Genomic DNA, 17,846 nt, shown 5'->3' with positions numbered 1-17,846 from the left:
GGAAACGTACACTTCAGCGTCGCTTTCCGGCCACCTAAGGTCGTGCCGACCGGCGCCTCGGGTACGGGCGGATGTCCCCGCGGCCGGTCCTCGCAGCTCCCCGCAGCACTCCACCCGCACGACACGCCACCGACCGAGCGCGCAAGGAGGCCCCACCATGGCCGTCGACTACACAGTGATCGTCGTCTATCTCGCCGGGATGCTGGCCATGGGCTGGTGGGGCATGCGCCGCGCCAAGTCCAAAGCCGAGTTCCTCGTGGCGGGGCGCCGCCTCGGTCCCTGGATGTACTCGGGCACGATGGCCGCGATCGTCCTCGGCGGCGCCTCCACCATCGGCGGCGTCGGCCTCGGCTACACCCACGGCCTGTCCGGCGCGTGGATGGTGTTCACCATCGGCCTGGGCCTGCTCGCCCTTTCGATCTTCTTCTCGGCCCGCATCGCCCGGCTCCGGGTCTACACGGTCTCCGAGATGCTCGACCTGCGCTACGGCGGCCGCGCGGGCGTCCTCTCCGGCGTCGTCATGTGGGCGTACACGCTGATGCTCGCGGTCACCTCGACCATCGCGTACGCCACCATCTTCGACGTCCTGTTCGACATGAACCGCACGCTCGCCATCGTCATCGGCGGCTCCATCGTCGTCGCGTACTCCACCCTCGGCGGCATGTGGTCGATCACGCTGACCGACATGGTGCAGTTCGTCGTCAAGACGGTGGGCGTGCTTCTGCTGCTGCTTCCCATCGCCGTCGTCAAGGCCGGCGGCTTCGGGGAGATGCGCGACAAGCTGCCGGACGAGTACTTCGCGCCGTTCGGCGTCGGCGCCGAGACGATCTTCACGTACGTCCTGATCTACACGTTCGGGATGCTCATCGGGCAGGACATCTGGCAGCGCGTCTTCACCGCGCGCAGCGACAAGGTCGCCCGGTACGGGGGGACCGTCGCCGGGACGTACTGCCTCGTGTACGCCCTCGCCGGAGCCGTCATCGGGACGGCGGCCAAGGTCATGTACCCCAAGCTGCCCAGCGCGGACGCCGCCTTCGCCACCATCGTCAAGGACGAACTTCCCATGGGGGTGCGGGGGTTGGTGCTCGCCGCCGCCCTCGCCGCCGTCATGTCCACCTCGTCCGGGGCGCTCATCGCCTGCGCGACCGTCGCCAACAACGACATCTGGGCGCGGGTGCGGGGCGCTGTGCGCGCGGGTGGCGCTGCCGACGAGCCGCACGACGAGGTGAAGGGCAACCGGCTCTTCATCCTCGTCATGGGCGTCGCCGTCATCTGCGTCTCCATCGCCCTCAACGACGTCGTCCAGGCGCTGACCGTCGCGTACAACCTGCTGGTGGGCGGGCTGCTCGTGCCCATCCTGGGCGGGTTGCTGTGGCGGCGCGGGACCGGGGCGGGGGCGCTGGCCGCCGTCGTCGCCGGTGGGCTCTCCGTGGTCGGCCTCATGTGGTGGTACGGGATCCTCGCCAACGAGCCCATCTACTACGGGCTGCTGACCTCGCTCGTCGTGTACGTCGTCGTGTCGCTGGCCACGCCGCCCACGGACGCGGTGACGCTGGCCGCTTGGCGGGAGCGCCTGGCCGGGCGGACGCCGGACCCGGCGGCGCCGGAGGCTTCGGTGACCGCATGAGAAGTCCCCGAACCACCCCTTCCCGGAAACCGGGGGCTGCCGCCCCCTGGACCCCCGCTGATCGGCGCTTCGCGCCTCGTCCTCAAGCGCCGGACGGGCTATCGATAGCCCCTCCGGCGATTGAGGAGCGGGGGTCTGGGGGCGGAGCCCCCAGTTACGGGAAGGGGCGGGATCGGGGAGCCCCCGGCAAGGACCACGACCGCGCGACACTTGACCACGTACAACCAGCTAAACCAGGAGGAACCCGACCATGAGCAGCAGCGTGACGAACGAACCCCGTGGACCTGTCGACTCCTCGCGCGTCCCGCGCTACGCGGGCCCCGCGACGTTCGCCAGGCTGCCCCGCCTCGACGAGGTAGGCACGACGGACATCGCGGTCGTGGGCGTCCCCTTCGACACGGGCGTGTCGTACCGCCCGGGCGCCCGCTTCGGCGGGAACGCGATCAGGGAGGCGTCCCGCCTCCTGCGGCCGTACAACCCGGCCCAGGACGCGTCCCCCTTCGCCCTCGCGCAGGTCGCCGACGCGGGCGACATCGCCGCGAACCCGTTCAACATCAACGAGGCCGTGGAGACGATCGAGGCGGCGGCCGACGACCTGCTCGCGACCGGCGCGCGCATGATGACGCTCGGCGGCGACCACACCATCGCGCTGCCGCTGCTGCGGTCGATGGCGAAGAAGCACGGCCCGGTCGCGCTGCTGCACTTCGACGCGCACCTGGACACGTGGGACACGTACTTCGGCGCGGAGTACACGCACGGCACCCCGTTCCGCCGGGCGGTGGAGGAGGGCATCCTCGACACCTCGGCGCTCAGCCACGTCGGCACCCGCGGCCCGCTCTACGGCCGCAAGGACCTGACCGACGACGAGAAGATGGGCTTCGGCATCGTCACGTCGTCGGACATCTACCGCCGCGGCGCGGACGAGGTCGCCGACCAGCTCCGCCAGCGCATCGGCGACCGGCCGCTGTACATCTCCATCGACATCGACTGCCTCGACCCGGCGCACGCCCCGGGCACGGGCACGCCGGAGGCCGGCGGCATGACGTCCCGGGAGCTCCTCGAGATCCTGCGGGGCCTGTCCTCCTGCAACCTCGTCTCCGCCGACGTCGTGGAGGTCGCCCCCGCCTACGACCACGCCGAGATCACGGCCGTGGCCGCCTCCCACACCGCGTACGAGCTGACGACGATCATGTCCCGGCAGATCGCCGGTGCCCGCGACGCCGCCATGATCCAGGAGATCGCCGCCCAGGGGACCGCGGAGGCCGCCCGGTGACCCACGACCACGACCTGGTCCTGCGCCCCACCGAGGCGCAGACCCGCGCCGCCCTGCACCCGGCCACCACCCCTCAAGGATGCGCTTCGCGCCACGTGACGATGGGCCGCAACGGCGGTGACCTCGTCGTCGAGACCCTCCAGGGCCTCGGCGCCACCACCGTCTTCGGCCTTCCCGGCCAGCACGCGCTCGGCATGTTCGACGCGCTGCGCCGCTCCTCCCTGCGGTACGTGGGGCTGCGGGTCGAGAACAACACCGGCTTCGCCGCCGACGCCTACGGCCGGATCACCGGCGAGGTCGCGCCGCTGCTCCTGTCGACGGGGCCCGGCGCGCTCACCTCGCTGGCCGCGCTCCAGGAGGCCGCCGCCGGGTCGTCGCCGGTGCTCGCCATCGGCAGCCAGGTCCCGGTCGCCGGGCTCGGCGGCGGGCGCCACGGCTATCTGCACGAGCTGCGGGACCAGCAGGCCTCGTTCCGGGACGTGGTGAAGTCCGTGCACACCGTGCGAACGCCGTCGCAGATCCCGTCCGCGATCGCCGCGGCCTGGCAGTCGGCCCTCACCGCGCCGCACGGGCCGGTGTGGGTGGAGATCCCCCAGGACGTGCTGCTCGCCGAGACCACGCTGCCGGTCGTCACCGCCGTCGACGCCACCCCGCACGAGGTCGTGCCCCGGCCCGAGCTCACCGCCGTGGCCGCCGACCTGCTCACCCGCGCCGAGCGGCCCGCGATCATCGCGGGCGGCGGCGTGGTGCGCGCCGACGCCTCCGGCAAGCTGCGCGCACTCGCCGAGCGGCTGAACGCGCCCGTCGTCACGACCTTCGGCGGCAAGGGCGCCTTCCCCTGGGAGCACCCCCTCTCGCTCCAGTCGTGGCTGGAGGACCGGCACACCACCGACTTCCTGGAGGACGCCGACGTCCTGCTCGTCGTCGGCTCCGGGCTCGGTGAACTGTCGTCCAACTACCACACGTTCACGCCGCGCGGGCGCGTCATCCAGATCGAGGCCGACCTCGGCAAGCTGGAGTCCAACCACCCGGCGCTCGGCATCCACGCGGACGCCAGGCTCGCCCTCTCGGCGCTCCTGGAGACCGTCGGGGAGCGGCCCGACCCGGCCGCCCCGGAGCGGGTGCGCCAGGTCCTCGCCGCCGTGCGGGAGCGGATCGACGGGCAGGAGCTGACCCTGGAGCAGGACGTGCTCGCCGCCGTGCGGGCCGCCCTGCCGGACGGGTCCCCGTCCTTCTGGGACATGACGATCCTGGCCTACTGGGCCTGGTCCGCCTTCGACGCGCGGCGGCCCAACACCATGCACTCCGCGCAGGGCGCGGGCGGCCTCGGCTACGGCTTCCCGGCCGCACTCGGCGCCGCCGCGGCCGACCCGACGCGGCCCGTCCTCGCGGTCTCCGGCGACGGCGGCGCGATGTACTCGATCGCGGAGCTGGCCTCGGCCAAGCAGCACGGCCTCGACGTCACCTGGCTGATCGTCGACGACGGTGGCTACGGCATCCTGCGCGAGTACATGGCCGACGCCTTCGGCGAGGCCACCGGCACGGAGCTGGCCCGGCCCGACTTCGTGGCGCTCGCCGAGTCCTTCGGAGTGCCGGGGGTGCGGACCTCGCCGGAGCGGCTGCGGGAGGACCTGGCGAAGGCGCTGGCCGAGCCCGGGCCGTCGGTCGTGGTGCTGCCCGCGCTCCTGCGGATGTTCGCGCCGACGCATCTGGGCTGAGTTTTTTCGTTCTGCGTGCAACCTTTCACCGGGTCCGGTGAGTCAAGTGAAACGCGTGCGCCGGGGGCGTACGCGTGTCCGACTACGGGGGGAACCTCCATGACTCACCGCATATCCCGGCGTGCCCGCATCCTGAGCGCGGGAGCGGCCGCCGCCGTCCTCGTGCCCGTCGCCGGGGTGGCGGCCGCCACCCCGGCCGCCGCCGCGGCGGCCCAGGTCAAGTGCACCTCGTCGGCCCAGCCCGAGCTGGCGAAGAAGCTGACGAAGGACATCACGGCCGCCCTGAAGAACCGCAAGGGCACCATCGCCGTGGGCTTCCACGACAAGGCCACGAAGACCACCTGCACCCTGCGCGGCTCCACGTCGTTCGACTCGGCCAGCGTCGTCAAGGTGACCGTGCTCGCGACCCTGCTGTGGGACGCGAAGAAGACGAACCGGTACCTGACGGAGCGCGAGTCCAACCTCGCCACCGCCATGATCACCAGATCGGACAACGACGCCACCAGCGCGCTGTGGCGACAGCTCGGCGTCACCAAGGTCAAGAAGTTCCTGGCCGCCGCCAAGATGACCAAGACGGTTCCGGGCTCCGGCGGGTACTGGGGGCTCACCCGCATCAACGCCACCGACGAGCAGAAGCTGCTCGCCCTGGTCACCGGCAAGAACAACGTCCTCAGCGACAACGCCCGCGCGTACATCCTGAAGCTGATGGGCAAGGTCGTACGCGACCAGCGCTGGGGCACCCCGGCGGGCGCCCCGTCCGGCACCTCCATCGCCGTCAAGAACGGCTGGCTGCCGCGGGCCACGCACGGCTGGCGCGTCCACAGCCTCGGCGCCTTCAAGGGCCGCGGCCACGACTACACCATCTCCGTGCTCACCCACGGCAACAGCAGCATGAACTACGGCGTGGACACCATCCAGAAGGTCTCCAAGGCCATCCACAAGGACCTGACCCCCATCAGCCAGGCCCCCACGCGCTTCGCCCCGACGGAGACCCCGAAGGAAGCGGCGGTGCCCGTGCCGCAGTCCTGACCCGGACCCCTTGGCGCCGGGCGGGCAATTTCAGCCCGTCCGGCGTTTGAGGACGAGGCGCGGAGCGCCGAAAAGGCAGGGGGAACGGGGGCGCAGCCCCCAGCTGTTTTGTTGCGGCGGGATGAAAACGGCAGAAGCCCGCGTTGGCGCTCTCGGCAGGTCAGGTCGACGGGAGGCGGACAGTGACGGAGCAGCCGGAGCAACGGGGCTGGGCGAAACGACTCTGGGGCTATGCCTGGCGGCACCCCCTGGACGTCGTGCTCGCGCTCGGCTCCTCGCTGGGCGGCATGGCCGTCATGGCGCTGGTGCCGCTGTTCACGAAGGTCGTCATCGACGACGTGATCGGCGATCACAGCAGGTCGATGGGCCCCTGGGCCGCCGCCCTCATCGGCGCCGCGGTCCTGGTCTACGTCTTCACGTACATCCGCCGCTACTACGGCGGCCGCCTCGCCCTCGACGTACAGCACGACCTGCGCACCGAGATGTACGACACGGTCACGCGCCTCGACGGCCGGCGCCAGGACGAGCTGTCCACGGGGCAGGTCGTCGGCCGGGCGACCAGCGACCTCCAGCTCATCCAGGGCCTGCTCTTCATGCTGCCGATGACCATCGGCAACGTCCTGCTGTTCGTGATGTCGCTGGTGATCATGGCGTGGCTGTCCCTGCCGCTGACCCTGGTCGCCCTCGCCGTCGCCCCCGCCCTGCTCTGGATCGCCCGCCGCAGCCGCGCCAAGCTGCACCCCGCCACCTGGTACGCGCAGGCGCAGGCCGCCGCCGTGGCGGGCGTCGTCGACGGTGCCGTCGGCGGCGTACGCGTGGTGAAGGGCTTCGGGCAGGAGGAGCAGGAGACCGGGAAGCTCAGGGAGGTCGGACGGCGGCTGTTCGCGGGCCGTCTGCGCACCATCCGGCTGAACTCCCGCTACACCCCGGCCCTGCAGTCCGTGCCCATGCTCGGGCAGGTCGCGATGCTGGCGCTCGGCGGCTGGCTCGCCGTCAAGGGCGAGATCACGCTCGGCACGTTCGTGGCGTTCTCCACCTACCTCGCCCAGCTCGTCGGCCCCGTGCGCATGCTCGCCATGGTCCTGACCGTCGCCCAGCAGGCCCGCGCGGGCGTCGAGCGCGTCCTGGAGCTGATCGACACCGAGCCGACGATGACGGACGGCACGAAGGAGCTGCCCGCGGACGCCCCGGCGACCGTCGAGTTCGACGACGTGTCGTTCGCGTACGAGGACGGCCGCCCGGTCCTCGACGGCCTCAGCTTCGAGATACACCCCGGCGAGACCCTCGCCGTCGTCGGCTCCTCCGGCAGCGGCAAGTCGACCGTGTCCCTGCTGCTGCCCCGCTTCTACGACGTCTCACGCGGCGCCGTCCTCATCGGCGGCCACGACGTGCGCGAGCTGACGCACGACTCGCTGCGCGCCGCCATCGGCCTGGTCCCCGAGGACTCCTTCCTCTTCTCCGACACCGTCCGCGCCAACATCGCCTACGGCCACCCCGGCGCCACCGACGAGGAGATCGAGCGCGCCGCCCGCGCCGCCCAGGCCGACCGCTTCATCGCCGAGCTGCCCGAGGGCTACGACACGAAGGTCGGCGAGCACGGCCTGACCCTCTCCGGCGGCCAGCGCCAGCGCGTCGCCCTGGCCCGCGCCATCCTCACCGACCCCCGGCTGCTCGTCCTCGACGACGCCACCTCGGCGGTCGACGCCCGCGTCGAGCACGAGATCCACGAAGCCCTGAAACAGGTCATGGAGGGCCGCACCACCCTCCTGATCGCGCACCGCCGCTCCACCCTGAACCTCGCCGACCGCATCGCCGTCCTCGACGGCGGCCGCCTCGCCGACATCGGCACCCACGCCGAGCTTGAGCGCCGCTCCCCGCTGTACCGGCGGCTGCTCACCGACCCCGACGAGCTGGGCGGCGTCTCGCCCGGACACGTCACCCCCGCCGCGCCCGCCGAGGCCGTCGAGGACACGTCCGTGCGCGCGGAGCTGGACGCCGAGTTCGACGCCGAGCGCGGCATCACCCCGCGCCTGTGGGTCGGCGACCGCGAACCCCGCGACACCGACGCCGGGGCGCTCGCCGGGACGCCCGCGACGCCCGAACTCCTCGCCCAGGTCGACGCCCTGCCGCCCGCGAACGACACCCCCGGCGTCGACGAGGCGCGGGCCGTCGCCGCCGAGGAGTCGTACGGGCTGCGCAGACTGCTGCGCGGCTTCGGCGGGCCGCTCGCCCTGAGCCTGCTGCTCGTCGCCGTCGACGCCGGGGTGGGCCTGCTCCTGCCCGTGCTGATCCGGCACGGCATCGACGAGGGCGTCACCCAGCTCGCCCTCGGCGCCGTGTGGACCGCGTCCGCGCTCGCCCTCGTCGCCGTCGTCGTGCAGTGGGCGGCGCAGACCGGCGAGATCCGGATGACGGGCCGCACCGGCGAGCGGGTCCTGTACGCGCTGCGCCTGAAGATCTTCGCGCAGCTCCAGCGGCTCGGCCTCGACTACTACGAGCGGGAGCTGACCGGGCGCATCATGACCCGGATGACCACGGACGTGGACGCGCTCTCCACGTTCCTGCAGACCGGCCTGGTCACCGCGTTCGTCTCCGTCGTCACCTTCTTCGGCATCCTGGTCGCGCTCCTCGTCATCGACGTGCAGCTCGCCCTCGTCGTCTTCGCGACGCTGCCGTTCCTGGTCGTCGGCACGTTCTTCTTCCGCCGCTCCAGCGTCAAGGCGTACGAGCTGGCGCGCGAGCGCGTCTCGGTGGTCAACGCCGACCTCCAGGAGATGGTGTCGGGGCTGCGGATCGTGCAGGCCTTCCGGCGCGAGGGCTCCGGCAGCGAGTCGTTCGCCGCGCGCAGCGCCGAGTACCGCGCGGCCCGCATCCGCGGCCAGTGGCTGATCTCGGTGTACTTCCCGTTCGTGCAGTTCCTGTCGTCCGTGGCCGTCGTGGCGGTCCTGATCGTGGGCGCGCACCGGGTCGACGCGGGCACGCTCACCACCGGCGCCCTGGTCGCCTACCTCCTCTACATCGACCTGTTCTTCGCGCCCGTGCAGCAGCTGTCCCAGGTCTTCGACGGCTACCAGCAGGCGACGGTCTCCCTCGGCCGCATCCAGGAACTGCTCCAGGAACCCACGTCCACCAAGTCCGCCGACGAACCCCTCGACGTGCTCTCCCTGCGCGGCGAGATCGCCTTCGAGGACGTCGACTTCGGCTACGGCTCGGCCGACGAGCCGGAGGCCGCGCTCAGCGGGGTCCGCCTTCGCATCCCGGCCGGGCAGACCGTCGCCTTCGTCGGCGAGACCGGCGCGGGCAAGTCCACGCTGGTCAAGCTGGTCGCCCGGTTCTACGACCCGACGTCGGGCCGGGTCACGGTCGACGGCACCGACCTGCGCTCCCTGGACCTCACCTCGTACCGCCACCGGCTCGGCGTCGTCCCGCAGGAGGCCTATCTGTTCGCGGGCACCATCCGCGACGCCATCGCCTACGGCCGCCCCGACGCCACCGACGCGCGGGTCGAGGCGGCGGCGCGGGCCGTCGGCGCGCACGACATGATCGCCACGCTCGACGGCGGCTATCTGCACGAGGTCTCCGAGCGCGGCCGCAACCTGTCGGCGGGGCAGCGCCAGCTGATCGCGCTGGCCCGCGCCGAACTCGTCGACCCCGACATCCTGCTCCTCGACGAGGCCACCGCCGCCCTCGACCTCGCCACCGAGGCCCAGGTCAACCAGGCCACGGACCGCATCGCGGGCAAGCGGACCACGCTGGTCGTCGCCCACCGCCTCACCACGGCCGCCCGCGCGGACCGCGTGATCGTGATGGACCACGGCCGGGTCGCCGAGGACGGCACGCACGACGAGCTGCTGGCGCGGGGCGGGCGGTACGCGGAGCTGTGGCGGACGTTCGTGGGGGAGCCGGTGGGCGCCTAGGGCCATGTCCGGCGGGTCGGCGAGGCCCTGACCGGGCGGTTTCCGACGGTTCACGGGCGACAAAAGTGATAGATCAGCTTCCGCAACCATCCGGTGCCGGTTCGGCGTCCGTACGTCAGTACGCTGATACGGGGGTGTCGGGAGGGGCAGACGTGAAGAGTGGTCGGATACGGCGGAGCCTGGCCGCGGGTGCCGTCGCGCTCGTGGCCGCCGTCCTGGTGGCGCTGGTGGGACCGGGCGCGGGCACCGCCGCGGCCGCGGGCCCCTGCCCCGGACACAAGGCGCGCACCCTGACCTTCAGCACCGGCAAGGTCGTGCTCTACAAGAAGCGCGGCTACGTCTGCGCCGTGACGTACGCCAAGAACCCCGGTGCCCGCCAGAAGATGTCGATCAGCGTGCAGGCCCGCGGCAGCCGTCCCGTACGGGACGCGGGCACCTTCACCCGCCTCGCGGGCCCCGTGAAGGTGCACGCGGGACACCGCTGCGTCTGGGTCAAGGGCTCGGTGGGCCGGGCGAAGGTCAGCTCGGGCTGGATCCTCTGCTGAGTCCGAGATGTCCGCTCACCGGACATCCCCGTCCTCTCAGTGAATTTCCCTGAGTCCTGAATGTCCTCAATGTGCCCTGGTGTGCGACGAGTTGCTCGGTTAGGTTCCGGTCAATCGCTGCGCCGACAGGGGAGGATGCATGCGCAAGACCCTCAGATGGGTGCTCTCGCTCGTGGTGCTCATAGGCACCGTGGGCCTCACCGGAGTCACGGCCACGGCGGCCACCGACGCCGGACAGGGCGCGCCCGCCGCAAGCAAGGACATCAAGGACCGGCTCCTCGCCATCAAGGGCATGAGCCTGATCGAGGAGAAGCCGTACGACGGCTACCGCTTCTTCGTCCTCAACTACACCCAGCCGGTCGACCACCGGCACCCGTCCAAGGGCACGTTCCAGCAGCGCATCACCGTGCTGCACAAGGACACCGCCCGGCCCACCGTCTTCTCGACCTCGGGCTACGGACTCAACACCAACCCGGGCCGCGCGGAACCCACCCGCGTCATCGACGGCAACCAGGTCTCCATGGAGTACCGCTTCTTCACGCCGTCCCGGCCCGCGCCCGCCGACTGGTCCAAGCTGAACATCTGGCAGGCCGCCACCGACCAGCACCGCATCTTCAAGGCCCTCAAGCCGATCTACGGCAAGAAGTGGCTGTCCACGGGCGCCTCCAAGGGCGGCATGACCGCCACCTACTTCGAGCGCTTCTACCCGCGTGACATGGACGGCGTCGTCGCCTACGTCGCCCCGAACGACGTCAACAACCGCGAGGACTCCGCGTACGACCGCTTCCTCGACACCGTCGGCACCAAGGAGTGCCGCGCGAAGATCGAGGCCGTGCAGCACGAGTCGCTGGTGCGGCGCGCGCCCATGAAGAAGCTGTACGCCGACTTCGCCGCCGCCAACAACCACACCTTCAAGACCATCGGCGGCATCGACAAGGCCTTCGAGGCCGTCGTGCTCGACGTCAACTGGGGCTTCTGGCAGTACCAGCAGGCGGCCACCGCCTGCGCCGACGTGCCCGTCGCCAAGACCGCCAGCGACGCCACGCTGTTCGGCTGGATCGACGAGGTCGGCGGCTGGGCCTCCTACACCGACCAGGGCCTCGAGTACTACACGCCGTACTACTACCAGGCCGGTACGCAGCTCGGTTCGCCCGACATCAAGCAGCCCTGGCTCAAGGGCCTCAGCCGCTACGGGTACCAGCCGCCGCGGAACTTCGTGCCCCGGGAGATCCCGATGACGTTCCAGAAGAACGCCATGAAGGACGTCGACCGCTGGGTGCGGCACCACTCGCACCGCATGCTGTTCGTGTACGGCGAGAACGACCCGTGGGGTGCCGAGCCGTTCAAGCCCGCGCGCGGGGCCAAGCACGACTCGTACGTCATGACCGCGCCCGGCGCCAACCACGGTGCCAACGTGGCCGGGCTCGCCGCGGCGGACAAGGCCAAGGCCACCGAGCGGATTCTCGCCTGGGCCGGGGTGCCCGCCGCGCAGGCCGCGGAGGCGAAGCCGTTGGCTCCGTACGACGCGAAGCTCGACCGTCGGGACCGTGACCGGCAGCAGATGCTGAGGCCGTAGCCTCGCGGCGCGCCCCAGTCCCGCCCCTTTCCCGAAACCGGGGGCTGCCGCCCCCTGGACCCCCGCTTGTCGGCGCTTCGCGCCTCGTCCTCAAACGCCGGACGGGCTATATCCAGCCCCTCGTGGGGGTCCCCCCTGCTCCTTAAGAGCTTGGGGGAGTTTGAGGAGCGGGGGTCTGGGGGCGGAGCCCCCAGTTTCGGGAAGGGGCGGGGTTGGGGAATGCCCCGCAGGGCCTACACCCGCACCCCGCACCCCACCGGCCGCCCCCCGCCCAGGGCCACGTACAACTGCGTGTCCGCGGGGCAGAGGCCGCGGGAGCGGACGGCCGCGGCCACGCGGTATTCGGGGGCCCGGCGCCCCGAGCCGTCGCAGGCGGTCTCCCGCACCTGGCCCCGCCCGGCCCCGTACACGCAGTCCCCGACGACGGTACGAGGCCCGCCCCCGGCCCCGGGGTCGCCGGGGTGGGGCGACTCCAGGTTGCGCATGCAGGCGTACCCCTGGCGCACCGCCCCGTCGCCGTCCTCGTCGAAGGAGGGCCGGTTCGCGCTGATGTGGAGGACGAAGTCGGTGCGCCCGGGACAGAGGGGCCCGTCGGAGAGGCGCCCGCCGTGCCGGGCGATGACGCGCGCGGCGGCCCGCTCACTGCCGCAGGGCACCTCGGTGAAGGAACCCCGCCCACGGGAACTGCACTCGTCGGCGCCGAGGAAGACCGCGCCGTGCCCGGCCCCGGCGGACCCGGCGGGCGAGGTGTCGCCGGTCGGCCCGGCACCGGAGCTGTCGCCGGGGGACTTCTGACAGCCGGTCAGGGCGAGCGCGGCGGCGAGCAGCGCGCCGCCGCACACCATCGCCGCTCCTGACACCCGCATGGCCGGACCCCCCGCCACGTACGCCATGTGCACCCAGCGTGACCCCCCGCGGCGGGCGCACGCCAGGCGCGCGGGGGGCTTTGCGCACGTTGGCCCCGGCGGTCGGGGCGGGCTGCGTACGTCCGCTACGCCTGCGGGCCGGGGGCGGCGTAGGGCCCGTACGAGAGGCCGTGGCCGATGGGGTACAGCACCTGCCCGGGGTCGTCCGGGCTCGGCACCGGCACGGGCAGGCGCCCGACGGGGTGGACGCGGCCGGCGAGGACGCGGGCGGCGGCGCGCAGTTCGACGTCCGTCCAGGAGTAGGCGGCGAGCGCGGCCCGCACGCCGGGCAGCCGGGTCACGTCGTGCGGGGTGCGGACGGAGACGGTGATGACGGGCGGGCCTTCGGGGGCGGAGGTGAGCGCGGTCACAAGGGCGTGCTGGCGGTCGCCGTGCGTGACGTCGTACGTCGTGACGATCACGGCGTCGTGGCCGGAGGCCGCCTCGGCGAGCGCCTTGTCGACGGCCTCGGGGGAGGGTTCGGTGCCGGTGCTCAACGCCGTCGCGGTGAAGCCGAGTTCGGTGAGGGCGGCGGCGAGGACCGTGGTGGGCGGGCCGGTGGTGCCGGACGGGGAGACCGGGTCGGCGCCGAGGACCAGGAGGCGGCGGTGGGTGTCGGGGGACAGGGGGAGCAGGCCGCCCTCGTTGCGCAGGAGCGTGGTGGTGCGTTCGGCGATGCGGTCGGCGGCGGCGAGATGGGCGGCGCTGCCGACGGTGGCGTCCACCTCGTCCAGGGTCGTGTACGCCTGCTCGAACAGGCCCAGTTTCCGCTTCAGCCGGAGGATGCGCAGGACCGACTCGTCGATGCGGGCCTCGGTCAGCTCACCGTCGCGGACGGCCTGGAGGACGGCGTTCCACGCGAGTTCGGGCTGCGGCGGGTGCAGCAGCTGGTCGACACCCGCCTTGAGGGCGAGGACGGCGACACGGTCGTCGCCGTACTTGGTGCGCACCCCCTGCATGGACAGGGAGTCGGTCACGATCACGCCCTGGTGGCCGAGCTGTTCGCGCAGGATGCCGGTGACGATGGGGTACGAGAGCGTCGCCGGGTCGAGCGCCGGGTCGAGCGCCGGGACCACGATGTGCGCGGTCATCACCACGTCGACGCCGATGGCGAGCGCGGCACGGAACGGCGGGGCGTCGAGGTCCTCCCACTGCTCACGGGTGTGGTGGATGTGCGGCAGCGCGGAGTGGCTGTCGGTCTCGGTGTCGCCGTGGCCGGGGAAGTGCTTCACCGCCGGGGCGATGCCCGCGTCACGGTAGCCCTCGATCTGCGCGGTCACGGACGCGGCCACGGCGTCCGGGCCCGCGCCGAAGGACCGTACGCCGATGACCGGGTTGGCCGGGTTCACATTGACGTCGGCGGAGGGGGCGTAGTTCTGGAAGATGCCGAGCGCGCGCAGTTCGGCGCCCGCGATCCGGGCCGCCTCGCGGATGTCGTCGGCCGCGCCGCCCGCACCGAGGGCCATCGCGCCCGGCAGGAGCGTCGCGGGCGCGCCGATGCGGGCGACGACGCCGTGCTCCTGGTCCACGGAGAGCAGCAGCGGGACGCCCGGGGAGGTGTCGTGGGCCACCCGCTGCACGTCGTCGGAGAGCGTGGCGAGTTGTCGCGGGTCGCGGGTGTTGTGGGCCCAGCCGAAGTAGATGAGCCCGCCCGGGCGGTATTTGGCGACGGCGTCCGCGGCGGTGCGCACGCCGAGCTCCCGCTCGTTCAGCTCGATGTCGGCCTGGTCCGGGGCGCTCGCGTGATGCCCGTACACATGCAGGACGAAGAGCTGGCCGACCTTCTCTTCGAGCGTCATGCGGGCGAGCAGGTCGCGCGGGTGGGCGTCGTGGTCGTCGGGGGTGTCCTGGCTGCTGGGGGTGGAGTGGGAGTCGTGAGGCACCTGCCACGGATATCCCGTGGGGTGCGGCGGGTCAAGGGTGGTGCCGCCGCGGGTTCGCCGCAGGTCCGCCGAGGGTTCGCCGCGGGTCCGCCGCGGGTCCGGGGAGGGGCCGCCACCGGTGCAAGGGAGGGGGCGCACCGGTGGCGGCGCGCTGCCGGCCACGGGCGGCGGAGAGGGTGGTCAGCGTTCGCAGCCAGCAGCGATGCCGACACCGCCTCGCGGAGACTCTCCGACAGCGTGCCCCTTGGACGACGGGGCGCGCGTCGGGGTTCCCGAACTGCTCCCGATCGCCCGAAGTTGGTGCGGGTGGGGGTGGGGAGTCAGGAGGTGGCGTCCGATGGTCCTTCGGCCGCGGGCACCCATCGCTCCCGCAGCACCCGTACCGCCTCCGCGATCGCCGGGCGCCGTGCCGCCCCCGTCCGCCACACCGCGTACAGCCTGCGCACCGGCAGCGGGTCGAGGCGCACCGCCGTGACGCCCGCGGGGAGCGGGCCGCGGCCGAGGCGGGGGATCACGGCGATGCCAAGACCGGCCGCGACCAGCGCGATCAGCGTGGGGTTCTCCTCGGCGCGGTGCACGATGTCCGGCTCGCAGCCCGCCGCCCGCATCGTCCGCAGCAGCCAGTCGTGGCACACCCGGCCCGGCGGCTGCGAGATCCACCGCTCGTCCCGCAGCTCCTCGCGCCGCACCGCCGCCCGCCCGGCCAGACGGTGCCCCGACGGGACCAGGAGGTCGCACAAGTCGTCGCCGATCACGGCCTGTTCGACGCCGGGCGGCGCGGGCAGCGGCGCGATGTCCCAGTCGTGCGCGACCGCCAGGTCCGCGGCGCCCTTGGCGACGAGGTCCACCGACAGATGCGGCTCGACCTCCGACAGGCGCGCGTCGAGCGCCGGATGGCGGTGGGCGAGGTCCGCGAGCACCCCGGGCAGCAGGCCGCGCGCCGCCGACGCGAACGCCACCACCGTCAGGCGCCCGGCCGGGACACCCCGGCGCTCCTCCAGGTCCGTCTCCGCGCGCTCCACGATCGCGAGGAGTTCCTGCGCCGCCTCGACGAGCCCCACCGCCTCCTCGGTCAGGGCCACGCCCCGGCCCCGCCGCTCAAGGAGCGTCGTGCGGGTCTCCCGTTCCAGCTTGGCGATCTGCTGGGACACGGCGGACGCCGTGTAGCCGAGCGCTTCGGCGGCGGCGCCGACGGTGCCGTGGACGGACACGGCGTGCAGGGCACGCAGCCGGGCGAGATCCAGCACGGGGGTCACCTCGTCTCTCTGCGGCTCGTCTCTGTGCGGCCGGGGCCCGCCGCGCCGGACGCCGGGGTTGCCACTTGCACGTGTTGTACGTGCCGGGGCGTCACTCCTAAGCAACGCTTCAGACAATCATGAAGAAACTCGCGCTGGTGCTGAACACTCGGGTCGCGTGATCCTCGACGCATGCGCCCCACCCACATCCTCCTCGCCGTCCTGGTCGCCGCCGTCTGGGGCGTCAACTTCGTCGTCATCGAGATCGGCCTCGACCACTTCCCGCCCCTCCTCTTCTCCGCCCTGCGCTTCCTCGTCGCGGCACTGCCCGCCGTGTTCTTCGTCGGCCGCCCCAAGGTCGCCTGGAAGTGGCTGGTGGGCGTGGGCCTCACGCTCGGCGTGGCCAAGTTCGGGCTGCTGTTCATCGGCATGGACGCGGGGATGCCGGCCGGTCTGTCCTCGCTCGTGCTCCAGATCCAGGCCGTGTTCACCGCCCTCATCGCCTTCGCCGTGCTCGGTGAACGCCCGGCCCGGATAAGGGTGGTGGGCATGGCGGTCGCCCTCGCGGGCATCGGGGTCGCGGCCGTCCACGAAGGCGCGTCCGGGCCGCTCACGGCCTTCGGCCTGACCGTCGCCGCGGCGGCCTGCTGGGGCGTGTCGAACGTCCTCACCCGCAAGGCCGCGCCGCCCGACGCCCTGAACTTCATGGTGTGGGTGAGCACGGTCCCGGTCCTCCCCCTCCTCGCCCTCTCCCTGCTCTTCGAGGGCCCCGCACGCGACCTCGACGCGCTGCGCTCCCTCGACTGGCAGGGCGTCGGGATCATCGTGTACGTCGCGTGGATCACGACCGTCTTCGGCTTCGGCGTCTGGGGGTACCTGCTGCGCCGCCACCCGGCGTCGACGGTGGCCCCGTTCTCGCTCCTCGTCCCGGTCTTCGGCATGTCGTCGGCCGCCCTGTTCCTGGACGAGTCCGTGGGCACGCTCCAGTGGTGCGCGGCGGCGCTCCTCGTGGGCGGGGTCGCGCTCGCCTCGCTCCCGCCCCGGCACCGCACGCCCATCTCACCGCCCGCCCCGGCGACGTACGCTGACGAAGTGATCCCGGAACCCTCGTCCCGCGCATGACCCCGCGCCCCGCGCGCCCCCTGCCCAAGGCCCTGCGCCCCGTCGACCTGGCCCGGATGGCGGGCGTCTCCACCCAGCTCGTACGCGACTACGCCGACGCGGGCATCCTGCCCCCCACCCCCCGCACCCCCTCCGGCTACCGCCGCTTCGCCCCCGTCCACGGCCGCGCCCTGCTCACCTACCGCGCCCTTGTCAAGGGCTTCGGCCCCGACACGGCCCGCGCGGTGATGCGGGCGGTGCACGCGGACGACCTACCGCTGGCGCTGACCTTGCTGGACGCGGCCCACGCGGAACTGCACACGCGCAGGGAGGCGCTGCGGGCGACGGGGGCGGCGTTGGAGGCGGTGGCGCGGGAGGGGGAGGGGTCGGCGCCCGCCGGGGCCGCGCCCGCCGGGTCCGCGTCCGCTGAGCGCGCGTCCGCCGGATACCCGTCCGCCGCGGCCGCGGCGCCGTCCCGCGTGGACCTCACCGTCGGCGAGGTCGCCGCCCGCGTCGGCGTGCGGGCGTCGGCGCTCCGTGTCTGGGAGTCGGCGGGCCTGCTCGCGCCCGCGCGGGAGCGGGGCACGGGGTACCGCCGCTACGACGCCGCGGACGTCCGCGACGCCCGCATGATCGCCATGCTCCGCCAGGCCGGTTACGCCCTGCCCGCGATCCGCCCGGTCCTGGACGGCCTGCGCGAGACGGGCAGCAGCGAGGCCCTGCGCGCGGCCCTGGCCCGCCGCCAGGAGGAGCTGACGCGGAGGTCACGGGCGATGCTGGCGGGGGCGGGGCTGCTGGACGGGTATGTGGGTGAGGGCTGGGGAGAGGGAGACGGGGGAGGGGTGGCCGGGGAGGCCGAGGAGACCTGAGAGGGTCCCCGGGTGCTGGGGTGCCGGGGCGGTCGAAGGGACCCGAGCCGCCCGGGACGCGGAAGCGGCCGACGGGGCACGGGCGTTGGGTCGGTCGACAAGTCGGGGTGCTGGTAAGAACCCTGTCACCAGCCGCAAACGGTGGTGATCTTGTCAGGGCATTGCTCG

At 72.8% G+C, this 17,846-nt stretch carries 12 protein-coding genes; 9 read left to right on the top strand and 3 right to left on the bottom strand.

The window, feature by feature from the left end; translation table 11 throughout:
- Nucleotides 1-157: 157 nt before the first annotated feature.
- The 7 genes from ACZ6BG_RS05455 to ACZ6BG_RS05425 all read left to right on the top strand — a co-directional run bounded on the left by ACZ6BG_RS05455 (nucleotide 158) and on the right by ACZ6BG_RS05425 (nucleotide 11,685).
- On the top strand, nucleotides 158-1,627 hold the full coding sequence (locus ACZ6BG_RS05455) for a sodium:solute symporter family protein (protein WP_468997148.1): 1,470 nt from the start codon (nucleotides 158-160) through the stop codon (nucleotides 1,625-1,627).
- Between the two features lie 250 nt (nucleotides 1,628-1,877).
- Nucleotides 1,878-2,900, top strand: a complete 1,023-nt coding sequence (gene speB / locus ACZ6BG_RS05450) for an agmatinase (RefSeq protein WP_380854931.1) — start codon at nucleotides 1,878-1,880, stop codon at nucleotides 2,898-2,900.
- A complete protein-coding gene (locus tag ACZ6BG_RS05445) occupies nucleotides 2,897-4,618 on the top strand; it encodes a thiamine pyrophosphate-binding protein (RefSeq protein WP_468997144.1) in 1,722 nt (573 codons plus the stop codon). Before speB ends, ACZ6BG_RS05445 begins: the two co-directional genes overlap by 4 nt.
- Before the next feature lie 99 nt (nucleotides 4,619-4,717).
- On the top strand, nucleotides 4,718-5,647 hold the full coding sequence (locus ACZ6BG_RS05440; protein WP_468997141.1) for a serine hydrolase: 930 nt from the start codon (nucleotides 4,718-4,720) through the stop codon (nucleotides 5,645-5,647).
- Nucleotides 5,648-5,829: 182 nt separating this feature from the next.
- The gene (locus ACZ6BG_RS05435) at nucleotides 5,830-9,564 is read left to right on the top strand and encodes an ABC transporter ATP-binding protein (protein ID WP_468997137.1); all 3,735 of its coding nucleotides are present in this window, start codon (nucleotides 5,830-5,832) and stop codon (nucleotides 9,562-9,564) included.
- Between the two features lie 152 nt (nucleotides 9,565-9,716).
- A complete protein-coding gene (locus ACZ6BG_RS05430; protein ID WP_468997134.1) occupies nucleotides 9,717-10,109 on the top strand; it encodes a hypothetical protein in 393 nt (130 codons plus the stop codon).
- Nucleotides 10,110-10,248: 139 nt separating this feature from the next.
- Complete coding sequence (locus tag ACZ6BG_RS05425; protein ID WP_468997131.1) at nucleotides 10,249-11,685, top strand: S28 family serine protease; 1,437 nt, start codon at nucleotides 10,249-10,251, stop codon at nucleotides 11,683-11,685.
- 233 nt (nucleotides 11,686-11,918) lie between these two features.
- On the opposite strand, the gene ACZ6BG_RS05420 is transcribed toward ACZ6BG_RS05425, so the two are convergent.
- The 3 genes from ACZ6BG_RS05420 to ACZ6BG_RS05410 all read right to left on the bottom strand — a co-directional run bounded on the left by ACZ6BG_RS05420 (nucleotide 11,919) and on the right by ACZ6BG_RS05410 (nucleotide 15,720).
- A complete protein-coding gene (locus tag ACZ6BG_RS05420) occupies nucleotides 11,919-12,551 on the bottom strand; it encodes a hypothetical protein (protein ID WP_468997946.1) in 633 nt (210 codons plus the stop codon).
- A 125-nt stretch (nucleotides 12,552-12,676) separates the two neighbouring features.
- Nucleotides 12,677-14,473 (bottom strand): glycoside hydrolase family 3 protein, encoded by a 1,797-nt coding sequence (locus tag ACZ6BG_RS05415; protein WP_468997129.1) that lies wholly within the window; start codon nucleotides 14,471-14,473, stop codon nucleotides 12,677-12,679.
- 320 nt (nucleotides 14,474-14,793) lie between these two features.
- Nucleotides 14,794-15,720: a LysR family transcriptional regulator gene (locus tag ACZ6BG_RS05410; protein WP_468997123.1), complete on the bottom strand. Its 927-nt coding sequence runs from the start codon at nucleotides 15,718-15,720 to the stop codon at nucleotides 14,794-14,796.
- Between the two features lie 180 nt (nucleotides 15,721-15,900).
- Between ACZ6BG_RS05410 and ACZ6BG_RS05405 the strand changes: the two genes are divergently transcribed.
- The gene (locus ACZ6BG_RS05405) at nucleotides 15,901-16,830 is read left to right on the top strand and encodes an EamA family transporter (RefSeq protein WP_468997115.1); all 930 of its coding nucleotides are present in this window, start codon (nucleotides 15,901-15,903) and stop codon (nucleotides 16,828-16,830) included.
- Nucleotides 16,827-17,678, top strand: coding sequence for a MerR family transcriptional regulator (locus ACZ6BG_RS05400; protein ID WP_468997111.1), 852 nt, complete (start codon nucleotides 16,827-16,829; stop codon nucleotides 17,676-17,678). The genes ACZ6BG_RS05405 and ACZ6BG_RS05400 overlap by 4 nt, the downstream gene beginning before the upstream one ends.
- Nucleotides 17,679-17,846: the final 168 nt, after the last annotated feature.

It is taken from the genome of Streptomyces sp. NPDC041205 (genome assembly GCF_055591765.1).
This window is presented reverse-complemented; position numbering and strand designations above follow the sequence as displayed.